This is a genomic window from Haloferax elongans ATCC BAA-1513 (genome assembly GCF_000336755.1).
GTDB lineage: Archaea > Halobacteriota > Halobacteria > Halobacteriales > Haloferacaceae > Haloferax > Haloferax elongans.
This window is the reverse complement of record NZ_AOLK01000002.1, coordinates 36,008-54,706: the sequence shown is the minus strand read 5'-3', so window position 1 is coordinate 54,706 and position 18,699 is coordinate 36,008. Positions and strand designations below refer to the sequence as shown.

The 18,699-nt window shown below is 53.3% G+C and carries 20 protein-coding genes; 11 read left to right on the top strand and 9 right to left on the bottom strand.

Going from position 1 to position 18,699, the window contains the following annotated elements; all coding sequences use genetic code 11:
- Positions 1-36: 36 nt before the first annotated feature.
- Positions 37-480, bottom strand: coding sequence for a thiol-disulfide oxidoreductase DCC family protein (locus C453_RS00430; RefSeq protein WP_008321992.1), 444 nt, complete (start codon positions 478-480; stop codon positions 37-39).
- A gap of 181 nt (positions 481-661) precedes the next feature.
- On the opposite strand from C453_RS00430, the gene C453_RS00425 reads away from it, so the two are divergent.
- The 4 genes from C453_RS00425 (at position 662) to C453_RS00410 (ending at position 3,793) form a co-directional block, all read left to right on the top strand.
- A complete protein-coding gene (locus tag C453_RS00425; RefSeq protein WP_152417950.1) occupies positions 662-1,024 on the top strand; it encodes a hypothetical protein in 363 nt (120 codons plus the stop codon).
- 198 nt (positions 1,025-1,222) lie between these two features.
- Complete coding sequence (locus C453_RS00420; RefSeq protein ID WP_241430635.1) at positions 1,223-2,191, top strand: M23 family metallopeptidase; 969 nt, start codon at positions 1,223-1,225, stop codon at positions 2,189-2,191.
- Positions 2,192-2,369: 178 nt separating this feature from the next.
- The gene (locus C453_RS00415) at positions 2,370-2,762 is read left to right on the top strand and encodes a winged helix-turn-helix domain-containing protein (RefSeq protein ID WP_008321989.1); all 393 of its coding nucleotides are present in this window, start codon (positions 2,370-2,372) and stop codon (positions 2,760-2,762) included.
- Between the two features lie 263 nt (positions 2,763-3,025).
- On the top strand, positions 3,026-3,793 hold the full coding sequence (locus tag C453_RS00410; RefSeq protein ID WP_049907321.1) for an alpha/beta fold hydrolase: 768 nt from the start codon (positions 3,026-3,028) through the stop codon (positions 3,791-3,793).
- Between the two features lie 30 nt (positions 3,794-3,823).
- On the opposite strand, the gene C453_RS00405 is transcribed toward C453_RS00410, so the two are convergent.
- The 7 genes from C453_RS00405 to C453_RS00375 all read right to left on the bottom strand — a co-directional run bounded on the left by C453_RS00405 (position 3,824) and on the right by C453_RS00375 (position 9,556).
- Positions 3,824-4,189, bottom strand: coding sequence for a hypothetical protein (locus tag C453_RS00405; RefSeq protein WP_008321987.1), 366 nt, complete (start codon positions 4,187-4,189; stop codon positions 3,824-3,826).
- Positions 4,190-4,249: 60 nt separating this feature from the next.
- On the bottom strand, positions 4,250-4,612 hold the full coding sequence (locus C453_RS00400; protein WP_008321986.1) for a hypothetical protein: 363 nt from the start codon (positions 4,610-4,612) through the stop codon (positions 4,250-4,252).
- 97 nt (positions 4,613-4,709) lie between these two features.
- Positions 4,710-5,216, bottom strand: coding sequence for a hypothetical protein (locus C453_RS00395; protein WP_008321985.1), 507 nt, complete (start codon positions 5,214-5,216; stop codon positions 4,710-4,712).
- The gene (locus tag C453_RS00390) at positions 5,209-5,901 is read right to left on the bottom strand and encodes a nucleotidyltransferase domain-containing protein (protein WP_008321984.1); all 693 of its coding nucleotides are present in this window, start codon (positions 5,899-5,901) and stop codon (positions 5,209-5,211) included. Before C453_RS00390 ends, C453_RS00395 begins: the two co-directional genes overlap by 8 nt.
- 273 nt (positions 5,902-6,174) lie before the next feature.
- Positions 6,175-7,305: a hypothetical protein gene (locus tag C453_RS00385; protein WP_008321983.1), complete on the bottom strand. Its 1,131-nt coding sequence runs from the start codon at positions 7,303-7,305 to the stop codon at positions 6,175-6,177.
- A 152-nt stretch (positions 7,306-7,457) separates the two neighbouring features.
- Positions 7,458-8,474: a DUF368 domain-containing protein gene (locus C453_RS00380; RefSeq protein ID WP_049907319.1), complete on the bottom strand. Its 1,017-nt coding sequence runs from the start codon at positions 8,472-8,474 to the stop codon at positions 7,458-7,460.
- 131 nt (positions 8,475-8,605) lie between these two features.
- Complete coding sequence (locus tag C453_RS00375; RefSeq protein WP_008321981.1) at positions 8,606-9,556, bottom strand: hypothetical protein; 951 nt, start codon at positions 9,554-9,556, stop codon at positions 8,606-8,608.
- Between the two features lie 125 nt (positions 9,557-9,681).
- Here C453_RS00375 and C453_RS00370 point away from each other — a divergent pair, with 125 nt between their 5' ends.
- The gene (locus tag C453_RS00370) at positions 9,682-9,882 is read left to right on the top strand and encodes a hypothetical protein (RefSeq protein WP_008321980.1); all 201 of its coding nucleotides are present in this window, start codon (positions 9,682-9,684) and stop codon (positions 9,880-9,882) included.
- 818 nt (positions 9,883-10,700) lie between these two features.
- Entirely contained in the window at positions 10,701-11,264 is a 564-nt protein-coding gene (locus tag C453_RS00365; RefSeq protein ID WP_008321979.1) for a GrpB family protein, read from the top strand.
- Positions 11,265-11,722: 458 nt separating this feature from the next.
- On the opposite strand, the gene C453_RS00360 is transcribed toward C453_RS00365, so the two are convergent.
- Positions 11,723-13,057, bottom strand: a complete 1,335-nt coding sequence (locus tag C453_RS00360; protein ID WP_083881550.1) for a phosphohexomutase domain-containing protein — start codon at positions 13,055-13,057, stop codon at positions 11,723-11,725.
- Between the two features lie 219 nt (positions 13,058-13,276).
- Between C453_RS00360 and C453_RS00355 the strand changes: the two genes are divergently transcribed.
- From C453_RS00355 to C453_RS00335, 5 genes are all read left to right on the top strand, one after another.
- Positions 13,277-13,945, top strand: a complete 669-nt coding sequence (locus C453_RS00355) for a helix-turn-helix domain-containing protein (protein WP_049907317.1) — start codon at positions 13,277-13,279, stop codon at positions 13,943-13,945.
- 404 nt (positions 13,946-14,349) lie between these two features.
- Positions 14,350-14,949, top strand: a complete 600-nt coding sequence (locus C453_RS21065; protein ID WP_449404883.1) for a helix-turn-helix transcriptional regulator — start codon at positions 14,350-14,352, stop codon at positions 14,947-14,949.
- A gap of 593 nt (positions 14,950-15,542) precedes the next feature.
- Complete coding sequence (locus tag C453_RS00345) at positions 15,543-16,685, top strand: DegT/DnrJ/EryC1/StrS family aminotransferase (protein ID WP_008321976.1); 1,143 nt, start codon at positions 15,543-15,545, stop codon at positions 16,683-16,685.
- Entirely contained in the window at positions 16,678-17,667 is a 990-nt protein-coding gene (locus tag C453_RS00340; RefSeq protein WP_008321975.1) for a Gfo/Idh/MocA family protein, read from the top strand. Before C453_RS00345 ends, C453_RS00340 begins: the two co-directional genes overlap by 8 nt.
- 262 nt (positions 17,668-17,929) lie before the next feature.
- The gene (locus C453_RS00335) at positions 17,930-18,541 is read left to right on the top strand and encodes a DUF7344 domain-containing protein (RefSeq protein ID WP_008321974.1); all 612 of its coding nucleotides are present in this window, start codon (positions 17,930-17,932) and stop codon (positions 18,539-18,541) included.
- Positions 18,542-18,699: the final 158 nt, after the last annotated feature.

The following is an 18,699-nucleotide window of genomic DNA, read 5'->3' as shown; positions in this document are numbered from 1 at the left end:
AGTAGGTACTCACACTGGACAGAGGTAATTGGGTACTCAGATATCACTCGAACTTAAAAACCGGCCCTGTCGGTCAGGCGTTGGCATCATGCACCGGTCTTGTTTTCCAAATATCGAATAGCGGTTATTTGCTACCAGCATATACACTCTATCTCGGATTGATTGTGGAATGAATCGAAGATAGGGGGCATGACCATACAGACCATCCAGATACCCAGCGATAGCTAACGCGGCGTCGGACTTCTCATAGTACGTCTCGTCTTCAATGAGCACGATTGAGTCGTTCTTATCATCTGGAAGGTCTATGGATCGTAGGAGCTCTTGACCAACTTCTGACTGAAGTGATGCAAACCGAAGATTTGCATCTTCATCGTTCTCAATGAGAAACTGAACGAAGCCATTACAGAGATTACAGACTCCATCAAACAGCACAATCGGCGCGTCGATGTCTTTGTGCGCGTCAGAGCCCGAGTTACTCATAAAAACAACATTATATGGTGAGATGTTAAACCTGCCGCAGGAAGCAGAAAATAGCTCCAAACGAGTTATACACCAATCACAATTTTATTTTACACGCTTTTCAAAATCGAATTATTTCGTACACCTAATGTCAATTTTATTACAATAAATTCATGCTAAGTGTGGGTGAGAACACATTTGCATGTCTGACAATAGGTCAGCTGCCGACGACAGTAAAGGAGGAATGGATTTGATTGAAACCAGCAATGTCGAGGTCCAAGAGGTTGCGTCCACCTCAATTCCAGATGACATGGAAGGTGCGGTTTTCTCGGCCCCGGACCCAGAACCCGACGTTTACCCTGCGGCCGTTGCGTACGTCGGCGCGGCAGGGTTTGCGTATGCGGCAGGAACGACCGTCGGTGAGGCCGCTGGTGACGCAGTGGTTGACGCCGTTTCTGGCGGGCGGTTAATTTCTGAAATCTCGGAAAACGACCTCGACTCCGGTGTTTCCAAGCATTCGTCGGCTGAAGAGCTTCTGTCGGCTCACAAGCAGACGAAGAACTAAGACCCAACCTCGACAGAATTTTTTGGTAGAGAGTTCTACTAAGTCAACAGAGAATTTAGGAATCTACAATAGAACTTTCCGTACATGTCCACCAGTATATCACACCCATTTGGCACGAGTGGTTCATCGATCGACAGAACAATCTCCCGAATTGGGAACGCTTGTTGGCGACTCGGTTTTTTGGGATTCCTTGGTCTGTTGGAACACCTTCAAAGTCTCTGGCAACCCCTCGAACTCGCGCAGGTCTTCAACGCTCTGTTTCTGTTTTTTCTTGTCCCCCCAATCTTGGGATCTGCTCAATACATGTGGAAGTATAGTCGGTCCAAGATCGAGCAGGCTGAGGCCAGTAACGATGATGACCCCACAGACTGGATGACAACCGGCTACGAGCCGAACCCTCTCAAATTACTCCAGACGTTTGTTTTCATGCTCCACCCGAACACGGTGGTAAGAGGCACCGTGCAACTATTTGGCAGCCTCGTCGTGTTCATTCGATATCGAGGTCACCTACCAATCCCATCCGAATACGAGACGGCGGTGGACTATACACTACCATTCCGAGGTAAATGGACGGTGCATTCCGGTAGCCCAGATCCTGAATATTCACATTCGTGGTTCCCGGTCCAGCAGCGGTATGCATACGACTTCGTGAAAACCGATGAGCAAGGAAATACGCATGATGGAACTGGTGGCCCAGAATCGTTCTACTGTTTTGACGAGCCCGTTACTGCACCTGCAGATGGTACTGTAATTAGGTCGCTGGATGGTCACAGGGACCATCACCGTACGACCGGCTGGCTTGACCCGCTACAGTACCGCTTAGCTGGAAACTGTGTTATTATTAAGCACGCTCCAGCAGAGTACAGTTTCCTTGGACATCTTAAGCAAGGGAGTGTCTGTGTGTCCGAGGGCGACACAGTAAGCCGCGGCGAGGTAATCGGTCGGTGTGGCCACTCTGGAAATTCAACCGAACCACATCTTCACTTCCAGGTTCAGGACAACCCCCGGTTCTATCTTTCGATGAGCCTCCCATTCCAATTCACTGAAATCGCTGTTGAGGACCGAGATAGAGACGCAGAACGGAAGCAAAGCGCGTACATTCACTGTGGCCAGTTAGTTCAAAATCAACTACGCAGGTTCTCATCCGATTCAGACAACGAAGTCTGAAGCGCACAGAGATGAGAGAAGAACATCGCGCTTCTCATGGGAAAGAGAGACAACTGCGCTCCAGATTATTGATGGAAGCGATACTATGCCCACTTGGATTCCACCTACTCAAAAAATTTAACTTTGAAGTGTTATTATGCTATCATAGGTATGAGCGACCGAGACCCAGTGTAGTATAATGTCACGTGATACTTCGAACGACCCCAACAACGTTGTAGATCGCACGCGAGCCGAGGATCCAGCTGGGTGGTTGGTCCTGACACAAAACGATAGCGCGGCGAAAATAATTGATGCCCTTATCAAGAAAAAAGTCCGTCGTGAGATGAATAAATCAGAGATAGCAGATATTTCAGGTGTGAGCAGGCAGTCGGTGCTCAACCATATTGACCTTCTCATTGAGATAGGGGTACTCGATAAGGTCCAAAGAACGAAGCCACAACGATACCAATTCAATCTTGATTCGGACGTTTGTAAAGCGGTCACTCGACTCGACGCTGCGATGCACTCTGACGGTATAGATAACGTCGAAGAGGGGATGCTGTTAGAACCGTTTGATAGCCGCGACAATTGAGTAGCAACGTAGAGAAGTTCTTTCGAGGAGAGAGATTTACGTTGAGAGAAACCGATAGCGACGGTGACGGTCGCCTCCAAAATATATGGACCTTGGAACGACCACTTCCACCCCACTAGGCTCGCGTATTTACGTGGCGGATTCGTCGACAACACTACAGACAAACAACCGATGAACGCAAACATATTCGCCCCTGGTAGGTCCTCACCGACTCCACCTTTCGACCCGAAGACAACTGTCCACAGTCGATATCGACCGAACCAATGATCCAAGAATCACCAGCACAGGGTGGCAGCACTGATAGTGGGACGTCGTTCGTACTCGTTCCCGGTGCGTGGCTTGGGGGATGGTGTTGGAAATATCTCACTCCCCTCCTAAGGGAAGACGGACACGAAGTGTACATACCGACACTGACGGGACTCGGTGAACGAGAACACCTCGCTCGCCCTGGCACGGACCTCGACACACACATTCGCGACATCGTAAACGTCCTCACATACGAAGACCTCGAAGATGTCGTTCTCGTTGGCCACAGCTACGCTGGACTGGTGGTTTTGGGAGTCGCCGAGGAAGTCCCGGAACGACTCGCGCACGTCGTCTACCTCGACGCGCTGGTCCCGATGGACGACAACCCCGTCTCAGCCGCTGACTTCTACCCACCGGAGGAGTGGACGGCGATGGAAGAAGTCGCGGACGACAACGACGGCGGGTGGCCACTGCTAGACGACCACCCTGGCTGGGTCGGTATCTCGGACGAAGACACGGCGTGGATGCGAAAAAAGGCGACACCCCATCCACTGAATACGTTCAGACAGACAGTGGCGGCCGAGAACCCGGAGACACAGGCTGTCCCGCATTCGTACATCCTCTGTCGAGACAACGGGATGGACGAGAGTGTACTAGAGATGGTCCGTCAACTCTGTGCCGAACGAGCGTGGGAGTTGTCTGAATTGGAGACCGGCCACTGGCCGATGGTATCTGTCCCTCAGAAACTCGCCCAACACCTGCTCGACATTCCACAGAGCGACTGAGTTAGACCGACGGGAGCGAGAGCATGCCTCTCACTCAGTACCGCGACGCGACAGAGACGGCCATACGACGAACGCCAGTGCGACGAGGAGACCGATACCAATCTTGCCGAGCAAGTCCCCGGATATCGCCTCACCAGTGATGAGTGCATCCACAGCGACGATTCCGAGACACAGCAAGATTAGCACCGCAAGTGCGACACCTTCCTGCCGAGTAGAGAGGTGAGCCTCGGTCGATTTGAACAGCAGAATAGCGACCATGGTAATCGCGACTGCAGCGGCCTCGAATGGCCCCCACGGGCCACCCTCAGCGAGACCAGAGCGCATCAGTACACCGACAATCAAGAGCGAAATCACCCCGACGACAGCGAATTTGATGCGCGTTAGATCCTTTTTCATACTGTCGTCCCGACGGCTCACGACAATAAATGACGACGATTTCGCGTGAACGGCGACACTTCACTCGGGACGACGACGTGCTAGAAGCGTCCACCCGCCAATGAGCACAATAGCGACCACGAGGCCGCCCCAAGCAATGAGGTCTTCCTGACTCACTTTCGCGCCGTTAACGAAGACACCCCACGCGACAGCCCCGAAACCGAGAAGGAAGACCCCGCCTGTGAGAACGTTCTCCTGTCGACGCGAGAGGTACTCTTGTACTCCCCTATGTACGGCGTATCCGATAAGGAGGATTGCCCCCACGAAGGCTTTGACCGGCCCGGGACCGGTATCGGACAGCCCCACGAACATGGCTGCAGCGAAGATAGCAATCGAAAGTCCACCCGCGACACCGAACTTAACGCGCGTCAGGAAATCACTCATACGTGATGGTTCTATGGTGTGCTTACATTAAGAGTAGGTGGTCATACGGATTCTTTATTCAGATTCGATTGTGGAAGAAGCCACCGTAATTTCACAGTTAATCGCCGCAACTACAGACGCCACCTTCACGAATCTGGTTGGTGACGTGTCGGTGGATTTCACGCGACAGCTTATACATCGTTTTGGCTTGCCGCTTCGTTGGATGGCGACCTCCGTAGTAGCTGTCCGTCCGATTATCTCCGTACAAGTCTTTGAGTTCACGCGTCAACTCTCGCGTGAAGAGACCCAATTGTGCCGTCCGGTCATAGCAACGGTCGTGTGAATCTGTCTGGAAGTCTCGCAATGTATCGCCGCCCTCCACGATGGCAAACGCTTCCAGAGACCGCTCGATTATGCCGAAACATAACTCGACGGAAGCGGTGTAATAGCCGCCGCCCTCGATTTCCTCAACGGCAGCAAGGAGACGACATCCTTTGGTTAGTTGTGTCTTCCAGTCAGCATTCGTATCAATTTCCGGCTCTCGTGTTGGTATGCCGTGACCCTCCTCGTTGAAGGCGTCAACAGCCGCGTCAAGCGCCTCTCTGACGGCATTTGGGTCACTCATCAATATTACCGTGCAGGACCATGTTACAGACCGTTTTGAACTCCTCTGTTTGGTGGACTGCGATGCTATCTCGGAGTATTTCTTGCAGGTCCTCCATGTAGTTCGGAACTGCTTTCACACCCTCAACATCAATCTCGAAGGCATAGCGGTTACTGTCGAATGTGTCTTTTTCAAGTGATTTCCTGACTTGGTTTGCCTTCCGCTGGTTGCGCATCCTGTCCTCACGCACCAACACCCAGAGGTCAATGTCACTGCGTCTGTCGGCATCCCCACGGGCGACGCTTCCATAGAGGACAACACCAAGAACGCCATCAAGCTCGTCCAGTATCGCCTCAGTTGCCGCTTTTACTGGGGGTTGGAACTCAGATTGTGGGATTTCGAGGTAGGGGTTGTCCGGGATGGTTAGTCGGCCGCGGTTGATCTGTATGAGACGACTTGCCCCGTCTCGTTCCTCGACAACGAGGCCATTGTTAGAGAGAACATCGACCGTTTTGGTGATTGTCGGTCTGCTGTAGTTGACTATATTTGATATATCGGTTATTGAGAACGACTCGCTGGGATGTCGGGTTAAAAATAAAAGGATGTCATCTGTGGCCTTTCCTTTGAATAAGCGACTGTCTTGGAGAGGTATATCGAGCGTTATCCGAATCCTGTCTCCCATGTTACTGTTCGATTCTGTTATCATTGTAAAAGAAGTCTTTACATACTCTATTAAAGGTTATTATGGGAAGAAGGCATCTATTATATAGTCGGGTTGTTCAACGACAGTAGAGAAAAAACCGGACACTCCGCGATGAATTCTCAGGGGCTTATTCCACAATCGAATCTGAATAAAGAATCCGTATGACCAACTACTGTTAATGGTACGCAAGCGTAGTGGCACCGACACAAACGAGCAAGGGACGACCATCGAAGAGAACCAGAGCCCTATCTGCTGAAGAAATTGCTATGGTTCTGTCTACTTAGTGTAACAGTCTATACAAGTTGAACACTTGTTGATCGCCCCTGGGAAGTTACAGAAACTCCAGACACAGACGACAAACAATACTAAACCGGCAGGTCCGGTCGAAGAGATTCCTGCCCCAAGGAAGAACCGACACTTGTGGCAGTTAAGAAGGATATCTGAAGCAGTCATCGCGCAGTCTGAGCACGGTTCACCACACTGGCCAAAGAGTTCTTCTGCACCTTCCTCGGCGGCTTCTGCGATAATGATGCTTTTGATAGCACCTTTTCCAAGATTATCGATATTTTTCACGTCGTCTGGAATCTTCTTCCACGGTTTGTGGGTATTTTCGAGATGCCACCTGGCATCGCCCAAATCACCGTCCCAATCGAAGTATCCATTTTGGATTCCTTTTGCGACGTCTTGCACTACTTCCGTCGCACCGTCGATGATTCCCTTTGGTTGGATAACCTTGTTTAGCGAAGCGTTTCGCAGTGCACCCGTAGACTCTTTGAACACAGGGTGTACGCCGTTCTTGGTATCGACAGGCGCTCTGAACTGTTGTTGCTCGAGCTCATTTTTGCTCTCGTTGTAGCGGACGAGATTAACCTGAAAACCTTCCTGATTCGTTGCGGTGTAAGCAACCATCGACCCAGATTCTGGGAGAAGGTCACTGATAGCTCTTTTTTCACCCTCTGTCGGTGAACGCTTTACGAATGCTTCGCCTTCACTGGCTGAGACGAGTGGCTCAGTTCCGTCGGGAATCGACCGGTATCGTCGCGGTGCCGTAGCTCTGAAGTCCGTTGAGAACTCGACAACAACGTTCGTGAGGTCATCGAGTTGTCCGACGTGGAGGGTCCCATATGACAGTTCACCTTCCCAAATTTCGAACTCCACCACATCCTCACCATCACCGAAGGAATTGGAGAGCTTTTGCATGTCGTCGGGGAGGGAATCCAAGCCAAGTTCGGAGAGGACAGCCTGGACGTTTGGTTTGGCCTCTAGCTCGTCGAGTTCCGATTCCGTGGGCTGTGCCCACGCGACTGGAACCTGACTGAGACCGGAGAGACCTGCAGCACCTCCAGCGGCTGATTTGAGAATGTTGCGGCGGCTGAAACTGCTACTTGAATCGTTGTTATCAGACATGTTGATCTGTTAACTTCGGTAATCCATCTTGGGTGACATTATATGAAATTATTGATTTATTATCATTTGTGGAGTAGTCACGACGGCACCATCCTACTCGTGACGATGACATGCTAGATGTGTCCACCCACCAATGAGCACAATAGCGACTATCAGACAGTTTCGAGGTCGATATCGACGGCGTACCAGTCGAGGACGAACACGATGAGTGCGCCAGAGAGAGCAGTCATGGCGAAGGCTTGTATCGTAGCAGTGTTCCACGTCACCGAGTATTCAGCGCTGTTGAGTGTCGTAATTGGCGCTCGAAGTGCGCCTAAGACAAGCGAGATGAGAAACGCATAGGTGATGTCCTGGTATGCGTCGAGGGCGCGGCGAATTACTCTGGCGACCGTAAAGAGGCCAACGAGGCCTCCAAGAATAAATATCGTCACCTCGTCACTCGCAGTAACGAGGGTATCGAGAGAGCCAGTCGTCGCTGCTGTAACAATCCCATCGAGAAACTCTCCTAACTTCCCATACATGTATGTGTACTGGCCTAGGATTACGAGTAATAGTGACCCGGAAAGCCCGGGAAGAATCATCGCACTGATGGCAATTGCCCCTGCGACGAAGAGTACGGGGAGACTTCCTGTTTCAAGTAGTGCTTGCGATTGCCCCGAGATAACGAAGGCAGCAGTCACACCCAAGACAGCTGCGGTTGCTTCGGGGAGCGTACGGATTGCGGCTGCTCGAAGGAGAATGACTGCCGATGCACCGATGAAACCAAAGAATAGTCCGAAGAGTAGAACTGGCGTGTGTTCGTTTGCCCACTCGACTGCTTGACCGACGAGGATAATCGCTGTACTGATTCCCCCGAGTAAGGTAAGCAGGAACCAGCCGTCGACTTCGTCGAGAACTCGAGTGATTTGGGCTGGTGAGATGCCACCGTGCAGTGGAGAAACTGCACGAAGGCAGTTTCCGACACGGCTGGGAGTAACGGCAGTAATCGCTGCCAGAAGCCGTTCGTAGATACCTGTAATGAGAGCAATTGTTCCGCCTGAAACGCCAGGTACGCCGTCGGCAGTCCCCATCAATAACCCAATTAGAAACGTCTGCATCGACTCCTGAGGGGGCGGCAACGTTTCAGGGAGTGTCATCGTCTCGCGTGACTTGTCGGGCGATGACGTCATTCGAGTATCTGTTATACTATTGTCACAAGTGCCTTTTGGCAGGGTGAAATGGTCAACTACGTCTTTGTATCTCTCCAAAGGCGCGCCGAAGCCGAGCGAAAAGCGAAGTGTATGAAATCTCTCCTCGTAGACTACTCAGAATCTGGAAGCGGGTGTTCGAAAAGACGCTCACCCGAATCCTCACAGCTGACAGCGATGACTTTGTGAGAGCTACAGCACGACTCGACGACTTCCTCGCCGAGTTCGATGTCACCACCCGTCGTCGGACACGTCTCGATGAACATCCGCAGACTGTTGAGAATCGGCCCTCGATCTTCGGGAGCAAACTCATTCCAGCCGAGGATTCGAGCCTGGAGGACGCGACTCGCTGCGACATCTGCAAGAAGCGCTGCACGGGAGGGCCATTGTCCGAGAGACGCAGTCTCCGATTTGAGGATTCGTGCTTCGTCGTTGGTGATGAGTTCGAACGTCTGGTCCGACTCGTCGATCCCAAAGGCGTCCGCAACCATCTCTGCGGTGAGATCTGTGTCGACGAGTGCTTCGGTTTCGTCAGTCCACGCGTTCTCGAAGTCGTCGGTCAAACAGAGGTCGTCGGAGTCCGCACAGGGTTCGAGAATGTCGTGGTTCATAAAGAACTCTTCGAGGTCATCACCGGGGGCGTCCTGTGCGGAGTCGGGTTCGTCACGCTCGTCGGCGACTGGTTCCGACGTTGACGCCGGTGGTGTCTGCGACATCGACTCAGAGGTCGAAGTCGTGTGAGAGTCGGTCGTCGAGTCACTCTCCGTCGTGGTCGAACCGAACCCAGATGCAAGGTTCGGTTCCGGGTCTTTTCCAAACCATTCGAGAACGGTTGACGGGAGATACTGTTTCGTCAACGTCGGGGTCCCCGGGACGAGATACCCACGGAGGTAGATGAGACCTATCGAAACGCCAACCGCGATGAGCCCGCCAAGCTTGGACTTCCGAGCCACCAGAGAGCCAAGGAGTCCAGCGATAACGAGATTCAACACCGTACACGGTTCACACCGGTTGTCCCCGGTGTATTCCGGCTGATGGAGGGAGTCAACCACGTCGATTTTCATGCGGTTTTCACAAATAGTCATGTTGTTATCAATTTTTGGATATCAGAACACGATAGGACATCATATGGAACGTGAAATAGCGTATATCACGCAAGGCATATGTTCCGTCTCTTTTTATCTGGGGTATGGTTCGCGAACAGACATTAGTGGCTATTGCCCTCCTCCTCTCGGCCGTGGCCTTGTCTAGCGCCCAGAGTGACCTCATCGTCTCCGTGGTACAAAACGGTCCACAGGCAATTCAGACTGTACAGGCAGCGGCCGGTCTCGGACTCATCAGTATCTCAATTGTCGGTGCAGCGTACATCTACTATGGTATTGGGTCGTAACTACCCAAGGGAACTCGCCTTGCTCATCTGTAGACTATCCGGGGCAGTGCTCGGCTGGACCGGACCGGAGACGGTCGTGTGAAGTTCAGTCGGGTGCTGGTTTCGGGGACGCGACAGAGCCCGGACTTGGAACGGGACTCATCAAACACACAGAGACGCTGCTCCGAGACGAAGGGTACGAGTCCATCTGGTTGGTGACACCACCGGAGCATCCATTTCTTCCGAAGATGTACCGACGGCACGGCTACGAGGGGGTTGGTATGCCCTCCAGAATATCGACATTACGAGAGGATAATTGTGGAAAAACGACTTCGATAACGAGCGGGAGTTCGAACCAATTCAAGTGCAGAAGCGAGACGCTTCGACGTATCTCGGAGACAACCGCCTGCTGAATACGAGCGAGTGTCTTAACTTTACATTTCAATTGTCTACCACGTCGTCAATCCACATACATATTGATGTCCAATATACAATTACACAAGTACTGCTGTAATATCATATATACTGTATTATAGTCGGATTACTGCGAAAACTGATTCTGCTCACCAGTTCGAATGGTGAGAGGTGCGTAATTGCTCTGTTGCGAGATCTTGGAGTTGGATATAACTCACAATATATGACATGATTGTTGCCGACATCAAGTATCATCTTCATGAGAGAACTCGGGTACTGGGCGTTGTTTAGATGCGAAAGTACAGCTATTTCCTTCACTAATAATGTCACTTATAAACAAATCTAGTCTGTATCAATACCAAATAGAAATCGTGAATTGTTGACATCCACAGAGCTTTTTCTTTCCAGTATGTGAGTAGCCTGTTATGGATGAAACACCAATCAGAATCGTCGAGTACAATCCTAACTGGGCCAATCAGTTCGAACCCGAGCGGCAACGGCTCAACAAAGTACTAGATGAGTACACGAGCCGAATTGAGCATATCGGGAGTACGTCAGTCGAAGGGTTGAGTGCGAAACCAATTATCGACATCACGGCGGTTGTGACTGATGTGGAAGGACTATGGGGAGATTTGGATAAACTTAGCGCTGGGCTTGGGTATCAACTGAGTCACATCCCAACCGACTGGCTTTTCCTTCAGTGTACTGGTGATACCGGCCAGTTCCGTACCGATGATTTCAGTCAATCGTATAATCTCCATCTTATCCGAGAATCCAACGAGCAGTGGAAAAACGACCTCCGTTTCCGAGAATACTTGCGTGCTAATCCAGACGTACGAGATCAGTACGGGACTATAAAGCAGAAAGCTGCGGAATCCCATCCAAATAATCTCAACGAGTATAATGCCGCGAAGAATGATTTCTGTGCGTCAGTGCTTGCGCAAGCGAAGACTGACGATTCTATCGAGATTCCAGATAAAAGACACTAACTGAAGTCGTGGAGTAAGCTCGACAATCTTGTGTATTGATGACTGATGTGACAAGAGTCAGTCATCGACGTTTCGATCGTGGAATGTTGCACCCACTAGCCACAGTGTTAGTAGCGCATCTGGCGTTCTTAGAAATAAAAACCGAGCGTGATTTGGCAGACTTATGAGAAATATTTCCCGGAGAGGTATGTGATTGTATCCCACAAATAGCAACCTCAGCGTCAGTAAAGACGAGTTGTTGTTCTGACTTTCGACCGATTACAGTGGTTTCCACACTATTGACAGCAATTAGGATTTGTCTCAACAATCGTTACACACGTACACCTGTAATGCCCACCCACTTGCAGGAATAACTGACTGATTTGTGACTGATTAGAACAGGTCCACTCCCAAATCTTCTTGCTGATTTTTGTATCTTCGATAATGTGTCTGCGTTTGTGAATGTTCTGTGGTCAAATCTACACGACAGCAGTGGGTTCCCCGGTACAGACAAGTCTGGTCACTCGGTCGAAGAGCCGCTTTGCATTCCGGTTCGACGTCCCCTCGACCGTTACCCGGAGTTCACCTGTCGTCCGACTCGGTCGAACGACGAACCACGCCTCGTCGACCTCGACGAAGAGGCCATCGTCTGTCTGAACGTCTTCGAACTGGTCCTGTGCATCGTCAGTGATTCGAGACATCGCTCGGGTTGGCTTTTCGACGGAAAACGAGTCGAAATACAGAGAACTGTCGTTGATTCGTTGGGCCTGCTTAGAGAGACGCACCCTATCGTCGACGAGGCGTGCGAGGTGAATCGCCGACAGTGCAGCGTCTGGACAGGGTGATTCGGCAGGCCACTGATGAACGCCGCTTGGTTCACCACCAAAGACGACATCAGTCGAGGACGCTGGTCCCGAACCAGGCATCCCGTCCATCTGTGTTCGAACAATCTCGCCGCCAGCGTCGTCGACGACTTCTTCGATACGTCGACTTGCCTCGAGAGGAACCGCGACCCGTCCGCACTTGTCCGATTGTTCGACCGTTTGTTTCGCGAGGAGGGCTAACAGGGTATCCCCGCTGATGACGGTCCCACGCTCGTCGATTGCAACGATTCGGTCTGCATCGGGATCGTGAGCCACACCGAAGTCCGCAGCAGACGTTGCAACGGCATCGCAGAGTGCCGAACACACAGAATCACCTTGGGCGACCCGTCGCCGCGGGAATACGTCGGAAGACGATTCGGTGACACGGTCGACAGTACACCCCAGCCGTTCGAGCGTCTCAGCGACGGTATCGACACGATGTTCACCGGCATCGACGACGGCGTGTGTCTCGTCGAACGACGGCTGTCCGTCACAGAGACGTTCGATATAGTCTTCTGCTGCGTCCTCCAGCCACTGCTCAGTGCCGATACTGTCGCACGATGCCAAATCGGCAGTCGTTCCGTTGACGCGCCGAACGAGGTGCCGTTGGCGTTCCCACGAGAGGCGCGACCCGTCGCTGTCGAACAGTTTCAACCCGACGTCTTCGGAGGGGTCAGGTGCCGCCGTGACGGCAATTCCACTGTCGAGGTCCTGTTGCCTGACGGCAGTCGAAACCGCGGGGCTCGCGACTGTACCGAGTCGATAGACGGTGCCACCAGCTTCACGGATGCCTGTCGCGACAGCGTCTGCGAGGAGTCGAGCGTTCTCTCTCGGGTCGTGTCCGAGCGCGACCGCTTCGTGCCAGTCACCAAGTGCCCGGCCGGCTTTGAGAGCAAGTTCAGCGGTCATGTGGGAACCGTATGGACCGCGAATGCGTGAGGGTGCGAACATACTGCAACATCGGGTCTTGAGATGTTTACTATCGCCCGGGTAATGTGCGATAGTAGTCCTTAGCACCAACCAAATCAACAGTTTCAGACTGTATACTGTCCGTTATGCAAGAGACGAAATCGGCCCCCGGCTGGTGGTTTCTCTGCCACAAGAAGCCGCGAAGTCGCTCGAATCGCTTACTGCCCCGATAATAACGACGGAAAAGAACCTAGTGCTCGTGTGAGCACTGTTGCTACCCTCCGTGTTCCCGCATCGACGTTCATCCTCGACGATACCCTCGCCCATCATCCGAGCATCGAAGCACGACTACTCCGGTCTGTACAGGTGGATAGCGCGAGTACGACACCATCGATTTGGGTTCGAGGTGATGACGCGACATCGGTCGAACCGGCGCTCCGTAGCGACCCGAGTGTCTCGGCTCACTCGAAGGTCTTTTCGTCGAAACAAGGGGGTGTCTACCGCATCGGATTCGAGGCGTTTTCGGACCCAATCCTTCGACTCTTCGCGGATACACGGCTGACGGTCGTCGATTCGTATGCGCAAGGTAGTGAGTGGGTGTTTCACGTCCTCGCCGAAAAGCGCGACTCGCTGCGCGCGCTAATAGAAACGTGGGAACAAAACGGGCTTACACACACTGTCGAGCGCATTTCCGACTGTACGGAGGCCTCGGACTCGTCCCGCTTCGGACTCACTGAGGCACAACATCGAACACTCGTAACTGCGTTCAGAGAGGGATACTACGAGGTCCCCCGCGACTCGGATATAACCGACGTGGCTAGTATATTAGGTGTCAGTCATCAGGCGACGTCGCAACGACTCCGTAGAGGCCACGAACGACTCGTTCAGAACGCACTCGTCCAACGCCTCACTCCAGAATTCCCATTTTGATACCTTGCACATGCAACCCCAACTACGAGGGTCCCACCGTATCAATATGGAACCGGAATGGGTACCTAACGTGCGGCGACAGACTCGACACTCCCTGCCCCTGGCGTTGTGTCCAGTGTGTCCCAATCGCTGACTCCCACCGGCAGTCCGTTTGGCTGCCATCTCGCCAGTCTTGAATCGCGTGCCAACACAGAGGATTCAAACAGAGTTGGAGGCTGTTCGCTCTCGACGGTACCCATTCTCTCTACCCTCAACCGCGTACGGAGCGTGCGAAGGTGACTTTACCAAGGTGAATCTGACTATGCGAAAGCCCACAGTATCGGATGACAGTACGCAGGTGAACGAATGGAACCCAAATATGATTGGGATACCATCTATCAGAGTGAGTGAGAGATAATTTCTCCATGTCGAATCGAACTGAAGATGACACCCAATCTTCTGTCCAGGGGACCGAACGGACAGAGAGCGATTCTCGTTTCACGGCTCAGCGTCTTTCTCCACGTTCTCCTATCGCGAAACTCAGTCGGAGACTCTGCAAGGTTGTATTGTTCTGTCTCGGACTAATTAGTTCTCGAACGAGTTCGAAGTCAAAAGGAGAGTCGGTTTCGGCGACAAAATCGGAGGCAGAGCAGCCTCAAACAGAGATTCGGTCAGACACACCCGGTCGCGACCAATCTGGCAACCACTTCGGTTCGGGTCCGAATCACGTCGAGGGCGACTCTGACCATCCGCTGCTAGGGGTCAACCCCGAGCTACTCAATCCCGAACGGCGAATCCTCCAACTCCTCCACATCGAAGGAGGAAGTCTCGAACAGTCTGCACTGGTCGAGCACACTCGTTGGTCTGAATCGACGATTAGCCGAACGCTCTGCCGGATGGAAACCCAAGAACGAATCGAACGACATCGACAGGGGAATGGTAAGCGAGTCTTCCTTCCGCAAAGTCGTGGGAAACCACGTCAGCGTGTCCGTTCAAAGAGCGAGCGTCACCGTTCCGCAGAGTAGAAATAAGAATACGAAGCGTCGGGCTCGAACCATCGATAGGTCGACCTGACGAGCGTGTCCCAAACCCGACGTGACCAGCGCAAGCCCGACGAAAGCAGCACTCACCGGAACAAACTGTCCTGTAAGCATTAGTCACACCTCGTTGGGATGGTTGCTTCCTGTGTATCGACACAGCCGAGTTCCCTCGTATCGTTCATGAACGTTCATTGAGTCCATCACTACTTGCTTATGTTGGGTGTAAGTCCGTCGAAGAACCATATCGTGGGTCGAGTCGCTGTCCTAGACACCCACCAAGAACGTTCGAGTCGGGAACAAATGGATCTTACAGTCGAGCACGCTGGCCTTACAGATGTGATAAGCCACGCGAGGAAACACCAGAGTCGTAGCCTCGGAAGCGTCGACACCGGGATTCTGTCCTTTCAGCTCCTCAAACCCCTTATCTTGCCCATAATAATGCCCTGATAGTGTCTGGCTACCCACAGCGGTAACAGAACCGCGGGATACCCTATGAAAGAGCTACACCAGACCCTCGATAGCCACACGCAATGGTCTAGCTGTGCTGTGAATAGTACGATGGGAGGACGAAACGACCGATGAGCGATGATATCAACATTGCCGCCCCCATACTTGGAGACGACGAACTCTCTCGAATCAAGACTGTCGTCGAGTCCGGGATGATTGCGGACGGCCCAGAAGTTCGGGAGTTCGAATCGGAGTTCGCGGACGATTGCGGCGTCGACCACGGTGTTGCGACGTCGAATGGTACCACCGCGCTTCACACGGCCCTCGAAGCAATCGGCGTCAGCGATGGTGACCGGGTACTCACCACCCCGTTTTCGTTTGTCGCTACCGCGAACGCGATTCGGTTCGCCGGTGCAGAACCTGTATTCGCGGATATCGACCCAGAGACGTTCAACCTCGACCCGGCCGCTGTGGCTGCGAAACTCGAATCGCTCGACGGCGACGTCGAAGCGATGGTCGTCGTGCACCTCTATGGACTCCCGGCACCGATGGGAGAGCTACGCGAAATCGCAGACGAGTTCGACGTGACGATTATCGAAGACGCTGCACAAGCACACGGTGCGACGTACTTCGGAAGTCCAGTCGGGTCGCTCGGCGAAGCCGCGTGTTTCTCGTTTTACCCGACGAAGAACATGACGACCGGCGAAGGCGGAATCGTCGTCACCGACGACGAACACGTCGCCGAAAACGCGGCGAGTTTCATCAACCACGGCCGCGAGACCGATGGCTACCGGCACGTTTCCCTCGGGCACAACTTCCGGATGACGAGCATCGCCGCCGCAATGGGGCGAGCGCAACTCGAACGCCTCCCAGGCTTTGTGGAACGCCGTCGTGAGAACGCGATGCACCTCGACGACGCGCTCGCGAAGACGAATGCTGTGACCCCGACGGCCCCAGACGAATACGGTCACTCCTATCACCAGTACACAATCCGTGTCGGAAACCGAGATGCGGTCGCCGACCAACTCGACGAACACGGCATCGGAAGTGGCGTGTACTATCCGCGGTGCATCCACGACCAGCCCGCATACGCCGACATTGACGTGCGTGCGCCCGTGGCCGAACTTGTCTGTGACCAAGTGCTGTCGCTTCCGGTCCACCCAGCGCTCGACGACGACGAAATCGAACGAGTCGGAACCGTACTTCGAGAGGAGGTTTCCATCGAGCCACCGAGCAGTCCGACGAAGGAAATCATGGAGGTGACCAATGACTGACGAAGTCGTGAACGCAGGCGTCATCGGGGTCGGGAGCATGGGGCAGAACCACGCTCGCGTCTACGACGAACTCCCGGGAACGAACCTCGTCGGAGTCTTCGACGTCGACGACGAGCGCGCGTCGAGCGTGGCGGCACGGTACGGAACGACCGCCCGGTCGATGGAGAGTCTCTTCGAAGCCGCCGATATCGTCTCTATCGCCGTGCCGACGCAGTTCCACTACGAGAACGCCAAGCGGGCGCTGGAATCAGACGTCCACGTTCTCGTCGAAAAACCGTTCGTCGACGACCCCGAAAACGGAAGGGAACTCATCGATATCGCGGACGACCGTGACCTCACGTTACAGGTCGGGCACATCGAGCGGTTCAATCCAGTCGTACAGACGCTCCGAGACCTCGTCGAGGACCTCGATATCTATGCTGTCTCGACCGAACGGGTGGGTCCACCAATCGACCGCGCAATCGACGACTCGGTCGTGATGGACCTGATGATTCACGACCTCGACATCGTCTTGGATATCGTCGATGGCGACGTCGATTCGTACAACGCCGTCGGGACGCCCGACTGTCGCTACGCGAACGCGACACTCCGATTCGACACTGGTGTGACTGCGTCGCTCACGACGAGTCGCGTCACACAAGAGAAGGTCCGGGGACTCACAATCTCGGCAGAAGACTGCCGGGTCAAGGTCGATTACATCGACCAGAGCATCGAGATTCATCGCTCGTCGGTCCCGGCACACATCGACGATGGCTCGCTCGTACGCCATCGCCACGAGAACTTCGTCGAGACGCTCACCGTCGAGCAGAAAGAGCCACTGAAGAGCGAACTGAGTTCGTTCGCGAACGCTGCGAAGACAGACTCGCAACCCGTCGTCGATGGAGAACAGGGGTTGCGTGTGCTGAAACTGACGAAGGAACTCGACGAGGAAGCGAAATCAACACCGGACCAGAAGCGACGGGTGCAGGTCGACGCCCAGTAATCGAGGGTCACTCACCGTAGGGGACCACCGATAACCGCTGCAACAATTCGATTTCCGTTAGTGACCACAGGAGTGTCGTCAGACAATCATCAAATGCCAAACATTGGCGCTGTCTGTCGATTTTCTCGCGTGAAACAGTTCGAAACAGTAGTGCAATTAACAGAATTAGTAGTAACTCAAATCGTAAGTGGGCTGCAACATTTGGAAAATAAGAAACGAAGTCACCGATTTATTTGGTACCGAAATAACGGTCTGGGCGAAGATGTCTGCCCAAGTTACTGCCCCAGGTGAATCGCTAGTCAACCAACGTACCGATGCGGACGAAGAGCCGACCGACCTCGGGAAAGACGAGATATACCATCTCCTCCAGAACGAGCGTCGGCGGAACGTACTCAGGTATCTGCGTGGCCGCGAAGGCCCCGTCCAGATGCGCGACATCGCAGAGCAGGTCGCTGCGTGGGAACACGATACGACAGTACAGGCGTTGATGTCCGACCAGCGTCAGCGCGTGTACATCGCACTGTATCAGGCCCACCTTCCAAAACTCGACGAGGAAGGAATCATCGATTACAACCAGAGTCGAGGTATCGTCGAGAAGAACCCACATGCAAACAGACTCATCGAGTATCTTGAGCGGCCGGACGACTCTGAGAGCGACGAGGAAGCGGAAGAGTCACCCACGGAACGTTCGTGGGGAACGTACTATCTGGCAGTGTCCGCCCTCAGTGCAGTCGCAATCGGGGCGACCGGGCTCGGTCTTCCCGGATTCGAGGCAGTCTCGCACCTCTTTGTTGCCCTCGCCATCATGAGTGCCTACACGGCACTTACTTTCTGGCAAGTCCTCGACGAATTCGAGATGGCAGACGACAACTGACGTTTCACGAGCTCCGACCGCGTATTCGACACTGCTTGTGAGCCACTCATCAGAGAATTCTGTGGATGTGCCCGGTCATCGAGCCGATTAGTTCGTGTCGTTTACGCTGTCACCGGTTGAGTCACAAGCGCATTCTGCCGTGAGATTCATATTGGTCA

Coding starts and splice junctions, on each gene's coding strand:
- C453_RS00430 (WP_008321992.1), bottom strand. CDS start 480: ATGAGTAACTCGGGCTCTGACGCGCACAAAGACATCGACGCGCCGATT.
- C453_RS00425 (WP_152417950.1), top strand. CDS start 662: ATGTCTGACAATAGGTCAGCTGCCGACGACAGTAAAGGAGGAATGGAT.
- C453_RS00415 (WP_008321989.1), top strand. CDS start 2,370: ATGTCACGTGATACTTCGAACGACCCCAACAACGTTGTAGATCGCACG.
- C453_RS00410 (WP_049907321.1), top strand. CDS start 3,026: ATGATCCAAGAATCACCAGCACAGGGTGGCAGCACTGATAGTGGGACG.
- C453_RS00405 (WP_008321987.1), bottom strand. CDS start 4,189: ATGAAAAAGGATCTAACGCGCATCAAATTCGCTGTCGTCGGGGTGATT.
- C453_RS00400 (WP_008321986.1), bottom strand. CDS start 4,612: ATGAGTGATTTCCTGACGCGCGTTAAGTTCGGTGTCGCGGGTGGACTT.
- C453_RS00395 (WP_008321985.1), bottom strand. CDS start 5,216: ATGAGTGACCCAAATGCCGTCAGAGAGGCGCTTGACGCGGCTGTTGAC.
- C453_RS00390 (WP_008321984.1), bottom strand. CDS start 5,901: ATGATAACAGAATCGAACAGTAACATGGGAGACAGGATTCGGATAACG.
- C453_RS00385 (WP_008321983.1), bottom strand. CDS start 7,305: ATGTCTGATAACAACGATTCAAGTAGCAGTTTCAGCCGCCGCAACATT.
- C453_RS00380 (WP_049907319.1), bottom strand. CDS start 8,474: ATGACGTCATCGCCCGACAAGTCACGCGAGACGATGACACTCCCTGAA.
- C453_RS00375 (WP_008321981.1), bottom strand. CDS start 9,556: ATGAAAATCGACGTGGTTGACTCCCTCCATCAGCCGGAATACACCGGG.
- C453_RS00370 (WP_008321980.1), top strand. CDS start 9,682: ATGGTTCGCGAACAGACATTAGTGGCTATTGCCCTCCTCCTCTCGGCC.
- C453_RS00365 (WP_008321979.1), top strand. CDS start 10,701: ATGGATGAAACACCAATCAGAATCGTCGAGTACAATCCTAACTGGGCC.
- C453_RS00360 (WP_083881550.1), bottom strand. CDS start 13,057: ATGTTCGCACCCTCACGCATTCGCGGTCCATACGGTTCCCACATGACC.
- C453_RS21065 (WP_449404883.1), top strand. CDS start 14,350: ATGTCGAATCGAACTGAAGATGACACCCAATCTTCTGTCCAGGGGACC.
- C453_RS00345 (WP_008321976.1), top strand. CDS start 15,543: ATGAGCGATGATATCAACATTGCCGCCCCCATACTTGGAGACGACGAA.
- C453_RS00340 (WP_008321975.1), top strand. CDS start 16,678: ATGACTGACGAAGTCGTGAACGCAGGCGTCATCGGGGTCGGGAGCATG.
- C453_RS00335 (WP_008321974.1), top strand. CDS start 17,930: ATGTCTGCCCAAGTTACTGCCCCAGGTGAATCGCTAGTCAACCAACGT.